The sequence below is a fragment of the Micromonospora sp. NPDC002296 genome (genome assembly GCF_040296145.1).
Lineage (GTDB): Bacteria > Actinomycetota > Actinomycetes > Mycobacteriales > Micromonosporaceae > Micromonospora.
Map to the genome: position 1 here is coordinate 1 of NZ_JBEOWQ010000039.1, position 11,902 is coordinate 11,902.

Sequence of the window (11,902 nt, forward strand, 5' to 3'; positions counted from 1 at the left end):
AACTCACCGAAGCACTACAACAACCCCTCGACTACACCCAAGGCCGCAACTGGCGAGCCGCCCTCATCCGCGAAAAAACCACCAACCGCATCCTCCTCGGCATCGGCATCCACCACATCGCCTTCGACGGCTGGTCCCACACCCTCCTCGTCAACGACCTCAGCCACGCCTACACCGCCCGACTCGCCGGCAAGACCCCCGAATGGGACCGACCCGCACCCACACTGCGCGAGGCGTACGACGAGCACACCCGCCTGCGCCACGCGGCCGACCTCGACGCGCAGCGGGCCTACTGGCGCGAGCAACTGCGCGGGCTCTCCCGCCAGGGCGAGGGCCGACCCCAGGAGCTGCTGGTGGAGACCCCGGCCTGGGGGCCCAAGGCCGGACACATCGTCACCGTCACCCCCGACCTGATGGAACGCTGGGACCGCGCCGCCCGCGAACACCGGTTCAGCCGCTCCACCTACTTCGCCGCCGCCTACGCCTCCGCGCTCCGCGCCACCCATGAGCAGGACGACATCGCCATGCTGATGATCGTCGCCCAGCGCGGCAGCCGGATCCTCGACTCCACCTTCACGAGCCGGATCAGCTCCAACTGCCTCCGGGTCCGGTTCGACGGGCCGGAGAAGAACCTGATCCGGGCCGTCCAGCGGACCGTCGACGAGCTGATGGCCGCCCAGGACGTGTCCTTCCTGGAGATGACCACCGACCCGGCCCTCGACATGTCCCGCGAGGTGGCCAACAGCCTGTTCTCCTTCGCCTACCAGGACAACGTCATTCTCCCGCTTGAGCTGCCCGGCTGCCGGACCGAGGAGATCGTCGAGCCGTACGCCCGGGAGTGGTCGGGCGCCTGCCTCGTCGAGGTGCTGCCCGGCAACGGGGACACCCTCTTGCGCGTCACCGTCCGCACCGACCTGGTCCCGGCTTCCGTCGCCGAGATGCTGGCCACCGAGATGCTGCGCTTCCTCGAAGCCGGCCCCGAGGGCGTCGACCAGGCGCACTGAGAGGTCCGCCCGGACGCCACCCCGGCCCGCCAACGTCACGTCGACGTTGGCGGGCCGGGGTGCAGGGCGGCGGCTTCGTCACCGGGTCAGCCCGGCCGCCGTCGCCAGGTGCCCGACGCCGGCCGGCATCGGGCCGCCGCGCGCCACGTCGGCGATCACCGTACGCGCCAGCGGCCGGCACCGGACCTCCGCAGGTGCGGTCCGGTCGGCGTCGGCCAGGGCGCGGCCCGCCCGCAGCAGGTCACCGACGTGCAGGTACGCCCGCGCGGTGTCGACCAGCTGCGCGGCCCGGTGCTCCACCGGCAGCTGCCCTGCTCGGCAAGGGACCCACGCCGAGCCGCATCCGCACCGCGTTCCGACGCCGTACCGGAAGTGCCACCTACACCGAATCAGTGATCGACTCGGGCCCAGCATTCCGCTGGCCATCAGCCCGGCTTGCGCCACCTCGGACGTTCGGTCGGCTGCGTACGGCGATCGGCTATTCCCATGTGCACGCGTCTGCTCACGACGGCTATCAAGTACGGATGACCAACGAAGTAGCCGTTCCTCTGTTGCCCTGCGCCTCCATCGAGGAGATCGCCGCCTTCTACGAGGTGCTCGGTTTCCACACCACCTACCAGCAGCGCAAACCCAACCCGTACGTGGCGTTGCAACGCGAGGACTTACAGCTGCACTTCTTCGAGATCGCGGGGTTCGATCCGGAGAAGTCCTACGGCTCGTGTCTGGTGTTGACCTCGGACACGGGTGAGCTCTACCGGGCCTTCGCGGCAGGCATGCGGGTCGCATACGGCAAGGTGCTGGTCTCCGGAACGCCGCGGATGACCAGGCCCCGGGCGCGGAGGAACCAAGACGGGCTGAGCGGTTTCAGCGTCATCGACCCGGGTGGCAACTGGATCCGCGTCACCCAGAACGCGGCTGCCGGCCCCCCGTCGGCGCCCACCGGTCGCCTGGCCAAGGCGCTGGCGAATGCCGTCGTGCAGGCCGACTCCAGAGGTGACGCCCGGCAGGCCGCGCGAATCCTCGACAGTGCGCTGGCCCGCGCCGAGGCAGATGACGACCCGGTCGCGTTGGTGGAGGTTCTCGTCTACCGCGCCGAGGTTGCGATGGTGCTGCACGACCCGGCCACGACAGCCGAGATGCTGGCCCGCGTCGACAATGTTGCACTGAGCACGGACGAAGCCCGACGGGCGACTGCTGCACTTGATATCGCATCCGACCTGGCGGTGGCGCTGACCTAGAGCCCGGTCGAAGTCGGGCTACCCCGGCTCGGTGTGGGTGGGAGCGGTCCGTACGAGCGCACACGGCCGCGCCGGATCGCGCCGGATCGCGCCGGATCGCGCCGGGTCAGCGAACAAGATCGTGCTCGATCACGGAAGGAGTGGCATCGTCACGGGTAGGAGGCCACACTTTCCGGGATCGAGCATGATCTTTCCGGGATCGAGCACGATCTTGCACGGGCTGGCCGATCGCCGGCGGTCTCCGGGAGGCCGCCCGGTCCCGGAGCGCTCCGGAACTGGTGGATGTCCGCTCATCGTCATGGCAGCGGTCGCTCTCGGTTGGTGGCACACGCGCTTGCCTGCCGACGAGGGCATCGCCCGGCAGACCAAGGACGACCAGGACGTGGCCGTGCGTCTCCCGCACCTCGACACGCGCTAGCCGCAACCGCGCGGGTCAGGGGACGAGGGCCGCCGGGCAGTGGGCCAGCAGGTCCGCCGGGGCGTGCGCGACCACGTCCGGACCGGCGGCGAGCAGGGCGGCGATGTCGCCGCCGTGCCAGGTGGTGGCGACGGTGGTGGCACCGGCGTCCCGGCCGCTGAGCAGGTCGATAACCGCGTCGCCGACCATCATGGCCTGGGCCGGCGGGACGTCGAGGTGGCCGAGCGCCTGGAGCACGATGTCCGGGGCGGGCTTCGGGCGGGCCACCTCGTCGGAGCCGATCACCTGGTCGAACAGGCCCAGCACGCCGAGCGTGTCGAGCAGCGAGCGCGCCCGGGGGCCGCTCTTGCCGGTGGCGATGGCCATCCGGATGCCCCGGACGTGCAGCTCCTCCAGGGTGTCCCGGACGCCGGGGAACAGCGGCACCAGGTGGGCCATCCGGTAGCTCTCCCGGACGAAGGGCTCCTCCATCTCCAGCGGCAACCCCATCAGCCGCATGATGTCCGGGAAGTACCGGCCCATGTGCCGGTTGTACTCCTCGAACGGCGCGGGTCCGTCGCCCACCACCTCCGCGTACGCGATGCTGAACGCCTCGCGCATCACGGCCGAGCTGTCGACGATGACACCGTCGAGGTCGAACACGACCGCGCGGATCGGACCCCGGCCCGGCGCCGGGAGGGGCACGTCGGCCGGGAGGGGCACGTCGAGGATGGACGGTGATTGGCTCATGGCTGCTCCCCGGAGCGAGTGAGGTCGCCGGTGGTTCTCACCGGTCGCGATGGCCCGCCAGCGCGTGTTCCCGCTCCGGCTCGGTGGGCCGGGCGGAACGGTAGATCCGTTCGATGATGTCGATGGTCCGACGGGCCTCGGCGGCGGCCACTCCCCGGCTGGCCGGGTCGGCGAGCAGCCCGGGCAGGGCGTCGAGCTGGCGGTCGTACTCGCTGCCGATCGGTTCGGCGGGCAGCGGCAGCGGGACGGTCTCGCCGTCGCGGGTGCGGGTGAGCACCGGCGTGGGCTCCCGGTTCGGGCTGAACCCGAACGTGCAGCGCAGGGTGGCCGAACCGGCGGCGCCCTGCACGGTGATGGTGGTGCGGTCGAGGGCCTCGTGCGACGCCCAGCAGGCGTGCAGGGCGACCGAGGCACCGCCGTCGGTGAGCAGGAACCCCCGGGCGGTGTCCTCGACATCGCCGCGGGACCGGCCGCCGGTCCCGGCCTCGCTGCGCCATGCGGCGTGCGCGGCGCTGTCGTTGACGAAGTCGTCGGAGACGTTGCCGATGGCGTGGCTGACCCGGGTGTCCGGGCCGAGCATCGGCAGAACGGTGTCGAGCAGGTGCCAGCCGAGGTCGACCAGCGCGCCGCCGCCGGAGAGGTCGCGGCGGGTGAACCAGCCGCCCGCGTCGGGCACCCCCCGGGCGCGGACCCAGGCCACGTCGACGTGTCGGACGGGGCCCAGCTCGCCGGCGGCCTCCGCCAGCGCCCGGACGTCGGCCCGCCACCGGGCGGCGCTGCCGGCCAGCAGCACCGCGCCGCCGTCGCGCTCCGCGTCGGCGAGCAGCTCCGCCTCGGCGGAGGTGAGGCAGACAGGCTTCTCCAGGAACACCGGTACGCCCCGGCGCAGCAGCCCGGCGGCGACGGTCGCGTGCAGGTGGTTGGGGACGGCCACCACCACCAGGTCGACCGAGCCCGCGGGCAGGTCGTCGACGTCGGCGTACGCGAAGGGCACCGCGTGGATGTCCCGGGCGGCGTCCCGGACCGCCGGCTGCGGGTCGATCAGGGCGGTCACCTCGAAGGCCGGATGCGCGGCGAGCCGGGGCAGCCAGATCTCCCGCCCGGCCCACCCCAGGCCGGCCACCGCGACCCGGACCGGACGGTCGGGCGCGGCGGCCGGGGGCAGCCCGGTCATTCGGCGAGGATGTCGGCCAGCACGGCGGCGATGTCGTGCATCTGCTGCTCGGTGCCGAGCAGGGTGCGGTGGTGCAGCCAGACGCAGTCGGAGTGGATCTGCTCGACGTTGGGGCAGCGGGCGGCGATCGCCTCGATGCTCTCGTCGGGGGCGCCGGCCTCCCAGAAGCCCTCGCACCGGTAGATGGCCCGGAACGCCACGAACGCCGGGACGCCCCGGGCGATGAGCGCGTCGACCACGGCACGGCGGCGCTCCAGGGTGATCCCCGGGATCCGGAACATGGCCATGTAGTGCGGGTTGCGGTCGGTGCGCGGGTCGGTGGCCTGCGGCACCACGCCGGGGATCTCGGCGAGCAGGCTGGCCAGCAGCGGCCAGCGTTGCTCGCGCGCCTCGATCTGGCCGTCGAGGCGGGCGAGCTGGGCGCGCAGCACGGCGGCGGTGAACTCGCTCATCCGGTAGTTGGAGCCGGTGGTGCGGTGCAGGTAGTCCCGGTCGGTGCGGGGCCGGCCGCAGCTGTGCACGAGGAATGCCCGCTCGCGGGTCTCCTCGTCGGGGAAGAGCACCGCGCCGCCCTCACCGGCGGTCATCAGCTTGCCGTTCTGGAAGCTGAACGCGGCCACCGAGCCGAGCGCGCCGGCCCGCTTGCCCTGCCACTGGGCGCCGTGGGCGTGCGCGGCGTCCTGGAGCAGCGCCACTCCGGCATCGGCGGCGATCTTGTCCAGCGCGTCCATGTCGGCGAACTGGCCGGCCATGTGCACCGGCATGATGACCCTGGTGCGGTCGGTGATCGCAGCGGCCACGGCGGCGGGGTCGACGCAGTAGGTGTCCAGGTCGACGTCGACCGGCACGGCGACCGCGCCGAGGCGCTGCGCGGCGAGCGACGACGAGATGAAGGTGAAGGCGGGGACGATCACCTCGGTGCCGGCCTTGACGCCGAGCACCTCCAGTGCGACCTCCAGGGCGTGGGTGCCGTTGGTGACGGCGAGCGCGTGCGGTGTGCCGTGGTACGCGCCGAACTCCGCCTCGAAGGTGTCGACCTCGCTCCCGCCCATCCGCCACCACTGACCCTGTTCCAGGGCACGGATCAGGCCGGCTCGTTCCTCGTCACCGAACTGCGGCCACTCGGGGAACTCCGGCACCGTCGACGGCTGACCACTCATGACTTCCCACTTCCCAATCCAGGAGGACCAGCGGTTCCCGACCGTCCCGCGGCGGCTTCGCGCGTCCCGCGGACCCGGGCTCGCCCACTGCGGCGGGCCTGCGCCGGTCGGCCGGTCGAGCGGGGACGCCGCCGTCGGATCGGTCAGCGTCATCGGCTCGCGGTGGACGCTAACCGACCCGGCAGGACGCTCACCTCCCCTAACGGCCCCTACCCACCCCTTAGTTCGACGGCGGGCCGGCGGCGGTCGGCGCGGGCAGGGCCGGCGGCGTAGTAAGACTGCGGGGAATCTGTCGCCGGCCCGGCGGGGGCCAGCCACGCGAGGTGGCCGTACCCGGGCTGTTCCCCGCGAGGTGAGCTGTGCCCGACGTGCTGCTGTTGAACGGTCCGAACCTCGGCATCCTCGGCCGACGCGAGCCGGAGATTTACGGCACCGACACCCTCGCCGACATCGAGCGGGCCGTCGGCGAGGAGGTCGCGGCGCGGGGCTGGCGGGTGGTCGCGGTGCAGCACGACTGCGAGGGCGCGCTGGTCCGCACCGTGCAGGAGCACTACGACACGGTGGGCGCGATCGTGAACCCGGGCGCCCTGATGATCGCGGGCTGGAGCCTGCGCGACGCGCTGGCCAACTATCCGCGGCCGTGGATGGAGGTCCACCTGTCCAACGTGTGGGCCCGGGAGAGCTTCCGGCACGACTCGGTGCTCGCCCCGCTGGCCAGCGGGATCATCGTCGGGCTGGGCTCGCTGGGCTACCGGCTGGCCGCCCGCGCGCTGGTCGCCACCGTCGACTGAGGACGATGCCCGGTCCGGCGTGGCGCCGCGCGTACCGGGCCACCCGGCCGTCCGGCCGATAGGGTCGGCCCGGCCCTGACCCCCTCCGAGAAGGAAGAAACCGTGCAGATTCCCATCATCGTCCTCAGCGTCATCCTCGCCACCGTCTTCGCGGCGCTGGCCTACCCCAAGCTCACCGGCCAGGCGCAGATGCGCGAGCGGATGGCCCACCTCGGCGTCTCCCCCGGGCTCACCAAGGTGATCGGCAACCTGGAACTGGCCGCGGTCGTCGGCCTGATCTTCGGCCTGTACTGGTCGCCCGCCGGGATCGCGGCGGCGATCGGCCTCACCCTCCAGATGATCGGCGCGGTGATCTTCCACCTCCGCGCCCGGGACCCGATCTCGGTGGCGGCGATGCCGGCCGTGTTCGGGCTGGCGGCAGCCGCGGTCGCGGTGCTGCACGTGCTGCGGGGCTGACCGCCGGTGCCGGAGCGGACCGACACCGCCGTGCTCGGGGTCGACATCGGGGGCACCAAGGTCGCGTTGCGGGCCGAGCGGGCCGCGTCCGCGCCGGGCGACCCGGGGGCGTACGAGCAGCTCGGGGCCGCCGCGTCGCGGTCGTACGAGCGGACGCTGACCTGGCCGACCGGCGGCGACGCCGAGGCGGACGTGGCTGCGCTGGCGGGCGCGGTCGACGCGCTGCGCGCGGAGTCCGGTTGGCGGCTGGCGGCCGTCGGGGTGGCGATGCCCGGCACCACCGACCCGACCGGTCGGGTGACGGTCTGGCCGGGCCGGCCGAGCTGGGCCGGGCTGCGGCTCGACAAGTCGCTGCGCCGGCTCTTCCCCGGCAGCCGGACCGCCTGGGCCGACGACGGTGACCTCGCGGCGCTCGCCGAGGCCCGGCACGTCGGCGCGGACGACGTCGTCTACCTCGGGGTGGGGACCGGGGTGGGCGGGGGCGTGGTGCTCGGCGGACGCCCGCTGCCCGGGGCCGGCCGGGGCTCGCCCGAGGTCGGGCACATGGTCGTCGCCGTCGACGGGCCGCGCTGCGACTGCGGCCGGCACGGCTGCCTCCAGGCGATCGCCTCCGGGCCGGCCACGCTGCGCCGGGCCGCCGCCGGGCGGGGGGCCGCCGTGAGCTTCGCCGAGCTGCGCGACGGGCTGGCGCGGGACCGGCCGTGGGCCCACGACGCGGTCCGGCCGAGCGGTACGGCGCTCGCGGCGGCCGTGGTCAGCCTCGGTGAGCTGGTCGACCCGTCGGTGGCGGTGCTGGGCGGCGGGTTCGCCGCCGGGCTGCCGGGCTTCGTCGGGCTGGTCGAGCGGGAGGTCGCCCGGCTGGCCCGGCCCGGCCGCGCGGCGCCGGCCGTGCGGGCCGCCGCCCTGGGCGGGCTCTCCTCGCTGCACGGTGCCGTGGCGCTGGCCCGGAACCTGACCGTGCCGCCGCCCGCGTACCCCTGAGCCGACCCGGTCACGGGCCGCCGGGTAATCCGTCGGTCATTCATTCACGTCATCTTCGGGCGCCGGGCGGGGATGACGGGTTCACACAGGCTGCGCTACGCTTCGTGCGCTCCGCGCCCGGCCGTCCCGCGAGCGCAGCACGGAATCCGTCACCGCCGCCTCACACGCCACGGCTCCACGCGCCACCGCTTGACACACCCCGGCTCCACACATCACCGATGCCGCACCGTCGGTCCGCGTACCGGCGCACCCGCCCGGCGCCGCCCCGCACGCACGCCGAGCGGACCGGCTGCGACCCGAGGCCAGGAGCCCTCGACCGGCCGGCCGGGCCACCGCACAGCGCCGCCCCCGGGGCCGCGCCGCGATGTCGCGCACTCCGAATACCAATTCCGTACGCATTTCGCGGTCACGCCTGGTCGAACATCGCAGGAATACTCTCGCGTGATTCGACAAGACCCCGTTGATCACACTTACGTAAATACCGAGGACAATGTTCCCCTCGATGGGCAAAAGGCGTATCGTCCCGCTTCGTGTCGTCGCCTGACCGATCATCCAAAGGGCCCGTGCCAGCCGATCCGGCCCCGCCGGGCCGGCCGGACCACCACGCCGTCGCCACGGTGGCGGCACCGGAAGCCGCCCCGCCACCGGACGGCACACCGGCCCCGGACGGGGCCGCGCCCCACCGGATCAGTGGCGACGGGGTCGCCCGAGCCGCCCGGGAGGCCCAGGACCTGGCCGCCCAGTTCGAGGAGGAGAAGCCGGGCCGGCAGCTCACCGGGGCGGTCGCGGTGCTGCTCGGCACGGCCGCACTCGCCGTCGCGCTGCTCAGCCTCTGGCAGGTCTTCCGGCCTCTGCCGCAGGGCAGCAAGTTCTACCTGATCGTCTTCCTCGCCGGGGTGCTGCCGCTGGTCTTCCTGGCGTACCCCGCCGGGTTGCGGCTGCCACGGGTGCTGCGCCGCGCGTCGGCCCGCCGCGCCGGGCGACCCGACGGCCCGGACGACCCGACGCGCGCTTGCGCCGATCCCGGCAGCCCGGCGGCGCAGGACCCCGGCGGACCCCGGGTGCCGACGGCCGGGCGGCCCAGCGGGCTGGACTGGGTCCTCGCGGCACTCGCCCTGGTGGTCTGCCTCTACCCGGTACTGCCGCCGACCGTGGCCGGCGGGGGCGGCGGGTACGACGCGTTCCTCGACCGGCAGGGCCTGCTCGCGCCGCTGGACGTGGTGCTGGGCGCGCTGCTGCTGGTGCTGCTGCTGGAGGCGTGCCGGCGGGCGACCGGCTGGGTGCTGCCCGTGGTCTGCCTGGTCTTCCTCGGCTACGGCTACTACGGCGGCCTGCTCCCCCAGTCCTGGCCGGTGGCCCACGCCGGGCTGGACTTCGACCAGCTCGTGGACGCGTTCTACAACTCCGACAGCGGCTTCTACGGCACCCCGCTGGACGTCGCCGCCTCGTACATCGTGCTGTTCACCATCTACGGCGCGGTGCTGGACATCTCCGGCGCGGGCCGGTTCTTCGTCGAACTGTCCGCCGCCGCGTTTCGCCGTTCCCGCACCGCCGCCGGGCGCACCGCGGTCGCCTCCGGGTTCCTGCTCGGCACCGTCTCCGGCTCGGGCGCGGCCACCACGGTCAGCATCGGCGCGGTGACCTGGCCGATCCTGCGCCGCGCCGGGTACCCGGCCGAGCGGGCCGGCGGGATGCTCGCCGCGGCGGGCGTCGGCGCGATCCTCTCCCCACCGACGCTCGGGGCCGCCGCGTTCATCATCGCCGAGTACCTGGGCGTGTCCTACCTGCGGGTGCTGGCCTGGGCCACCATCCCGACGGTCCTGTACTACCTGGGCATCCTGCTCTCCGTCGAGATCGACGCCCGGCGGTTCGGCGCCCGGCCGGTCACCATCGAGGTCACCTCGCCGTGGCGGCTGCTGGCCCGGTCCGGGTACCACTTCGCCTCGCTGTTCGTCATCATCGGCTGCCTGGCGGTGGGGCTCTCGGCCACCCGCGCCGTGGTCTACGCGACCCTGCTCGCGGCGGCGCTGTCCTTCCTGGACCGCGCGCACCGGCTCACTCCGGCCCGGCTGGTCGCCGCCCTGGTGGCCGGGGTGCGCGGCGTGCTCGCGGTGGCCGCGGTCTGCGCGGCGGCCGGCATCATCACCGCCACCACCACCAAGACCGGCCTCGGGCCGCAGGCCGCCGCGCTGCTGGTCGGCGGCGCGAAGGCGGTCAGCACCGACCCGACCGTGGTCGTCCTGCTCACCGTCGTCCTCGCCGCGGTCGCGCTGACCCTGCTCGGCCTGGCCGTCCCGGTCACCGCCTCGTTCGTCATCGGCTGGGTGATCATCGGGCCGGCGCTGCTCGACCTCGGGGTGGCCGCGCCCGCCGCCGCGATGTTCGTCTTCTACTTCGCCGTGCTGTCGGAGGTGTCGCCGCCGACCGCGCTCGCCGCGGTCGCCGCCGCCGCGGTCACCGGCGGCCGGCTGGTCCCCACCATGTGGCAGACCCTGCGGTACGCGCTGCCGGCGTACCTGGCGCCGATCGCGTTCGTGGTCACCCCGAACGGGCTGGGGCTGCTCGGCACCGGCGGTCCGGGGCGGGTCGCCTTCGCCACCGCCGCGTCCGCGCTCGGCGTCGCGGTGCTCGCCGTCGCCGCCGGTGGCTGGCTGCCGGGGGTCGGCCCGGCCGGTCCGCCGGAGCGCGTCCTCGGTGCGTTGGCCGGGCTGACGCTGCTCTGGCTCGAACCTGTCCCCGTCGCGATCGGCGTCGCGCTCGCCGCCGCCGGCGTGACGGGCTGTCTGATCCGACGCGGACTCACCGCCAGAGCCGGCGGGCCGCGGGCCGGGAGACCGGCTGAACTGAGGGAGGAACCCACGTGAGGCGCACCAACGCACGACTCGCGGCCGTCGCGAGCACGCTCGCACTCGTCACGGCCGGCACCGTCGGCTGTGGCGGCAAGCAGGACGGCGCGGCCAAGGACGACGCGGCCAGCGAGATAACCTGCACGGTCGACAAAGACACCCGGATCGGCATAGCCACCGGCAACGCCACCGGCGTGTACTACGTGGTCGGCAACGCCCTGGCCAACCAGTTGCCCGGGGCCACCGGGGGCAAGCTGAGCGGCACCGCCGCCGAGACCGGCGCTTCGGTGCAGAACGTCGAGCAACTCGTCGCCGGCAAGTACGACGTGGCGTTCTCGTTGTTCGACACCGCCGTCAACGCGGCGCAGGGCAAGGGCAGCTTCACCGCCCCGCAGCCGGTCGAGGCACTGGCCCGGATCTACGACAACTACACGCAGGTCGTGGTGCGGGCCGACTCGGGGATCAAGTCGGTCGCCGACATGAAGGGCAAGCGGATCTCCACCGGCTCCCCCAAGTCCGGCACGGAGGTCATCGCCAACCGACTGCTCACCGCCGCCGGCCTCGACCCCGCCAAGGACGTCCAGGCGCAGCGACTGGACCTGACCAAGACTGTGGACGGGATCAAGGACGGCAGCGTCGACGGGCTGTTCTGGTCCGGTGGCCTGCCCACGGGCGGGCTGACCGACCTGTTCACGACCTCGGGAGACAAGGTACGGTTCATCGACATCAGCCCGCTGTTGCCGCAGCTGGCGGGGCTGAATCCGGCATACCAGGCGGGGACGATCGGCAAGGAGACCTACCGGACCGCGACCGACACCCCGACCATCGTGGTCCCGAACGTGCTCCTGGTCCGCAAGGACCTCGACGCGAACGTCGCCTGCGCGGTGACGAAGGTGCTGTTCGAGAAGAAGGACGCCCTCGCCCAGGCCAGCCCCGCCGCCGCCGGGATCAGCCTGGACACCGCCCGCCGCACCGACCCGGTGCCACTGCACCGGGGCGCTGCCAGCGCGCTGACCACCCTCGGCGCAAGCTGACCCCCGCAGTCGGGCCCGGCCACCACGCCGGGCCCGGCGCGGTCACACCCAGCACCCACGACTACCACCGC

The 11,902-nt window shown here is 73.6% G+C and carries 11 protein-coding genes; 7 read left to right on the forward strand and 4 right to left on the reverse strand.

Annotation, left to right across the window (positions count from 1 at the left end):
• Positions 1-1,004, forward strand: a 1,004-nt coding sequence (locus ABT023_RS23630) for a condensation domain-containing protein (protein ID WP_350888575.1), incomplete at its 5' end; no start/stop codon positions are given.
• A 78-nt stretch (positions 1,005-1,082) separates the two neighbouring features.
• Here ABT023_RS23630 and ABT023_RS23635 read toward each other — a convergent pair.
• Positions 1,083-1,304 (reverse strand): hypothetical protein, encoded by a 222-nt coding sequence (locus tag ABT023_RS23635; RefSeq protein WP_350888576.1) that lies wholly within the window; start codon positions 1,302-1,304, stop codon positions 1,083-1,085.
• Positions 1,305-1,528: 224 nt separating this feature from the next.
• On the opposite strand from ABT023_RS23635, the gene ABT023_RS23640 reads away from it, so the two are divergent.
• Positions 1,529-2,242 carry a DUF8817 family protein gene (locus ABT023_RS23640; RefSeq protein WP_350888577.1) on the forward strand — a complete coding sequence of 238 codons (714 nt, stop codon included), beginning with the start codon at positions 1,529-1,531 and terminating at the stop codon, positions 2,240-2,242.
• A 433-nt stretch (positions 2,243-2,675) separates the two neighbouring features.
• Here ABT023_RS23640 and ABT023_RS23645 read toward each other — a convergent pair whose 3' ends face one another.
• From ABT023_RS23645 to ABT023_RS23655, 3 genes are read right to left on the reverse strand one after another with little or no spacing between them, the layout of a single operon-like run.
• Positions 2,676-3,389, reverse strand: a complete 714-nt coding sequence (locus ABT023_RS23645) for an HAD-IA family hydrolase (protein ID WP_350888578.1) — start codon at positions 3,387-3,389, stop codon at positions 2,676-2,678.
• A 37-nt stretch (positions 3,390-3,426) separates the two neighbouring features.
• A complete protein-coding gene (locus ABT023_RS23650; RefSeq protein ID WP_350888579.1) occupies positions 3,427-4,563 on the reverse strand; it encodes a Gfo/Idh/MocA family protein in 1,137 nt (378 codons plus the stop codon).
• Entirely contained in the window at positions 4,560-5,723 is a 1,164-nt protein-coding gene (locus ABT023_RS23655; RefSeq protein ID WP_350888580.1) for a DegT/DnrJ/EryC1/StrS family aminotransferase, read from the reverse strand. The genes ABT023_RS23650 and ABT023_RS23655 overlap by 4 nt, the downstream gene beginning before the upstream one ends.
• Positions 5,724-6,082: 359 nt before the next feature.
• On the opposite strand from ABT023_RS23655, the gene ABT023_RS23660 reads away from it, so the two are divergent.
• The 5 genes from ABT023_RS23660 to ABT023_RS23680 all read left to right on the forward strand — a co-directional run bounded on the left by ABT023_RS23660 (position 6,083) and on the right by ABT023_RS23680 (position 11,831).
• A complete protein-coding gene (locus tag ABT023_RS23660; RefSeq protein ID WP_350888581.1) occupies positions 6,083-6,514 on the forward strand; it encodes a type II 3-dehydroquinate dehydratase in 432 nt (143 codons plus the stop codon).
• A gap of 102 nt (positions 6,515-6,616) precedes the next feature.
• Positions 6,617-6,970 (forward strand): DoxX family protein, encoded by a 354-nt coding sequence (locus ABT023_RS23665; protein WP_350888582.1) that lies wholly within the window; start codon positions 6,617-6,619, stop codon positions 6,968-6,970.
• A 6-nt stretch (positions 6,971-6,976) separates the two neighbouring features.
• On the forward strand, positions 6,977-7,951 hold the full coding sequence (locus tag ABT023_RS23670; protein WP_350888583.1) for an ROK family protein: 975 nt from the start codon (positions 6,977-6,979) through the stop codon (positions 7,949-7,951).
• A gap of 563 nt (positions 7,952-8,514) precedes the next feature.
• Positions 8,515-10,815: a TRAP transporter permease gene (locus ABT023_RS23675; protein WP_350888584.1), complete on the forward strand. Its 2,301-nt coding sequence runs from the start codon at positions 8,515-8,517 to the stop codon at positions 10,813-10,815.
• Positions 10,812-11,831, forward strand: a complete 1,020-nt coding sequence (locus tag ABT023_RS23680) for a TAXI family TRAP transporter solute-binding subunit (RefSeq protein ID WP_350888585.1) — start codon at positions 10,812-10,814, stop codon at positions 11,829-11,831. The genes ABT023_RS23675 and ABT023_RS23680 overlap by 4 nt, the downstream gene beginning before the upstream one ends.
• The last annotated feature ends 71 nt before the right edge of the window (positions 11,832-11,902 follow it).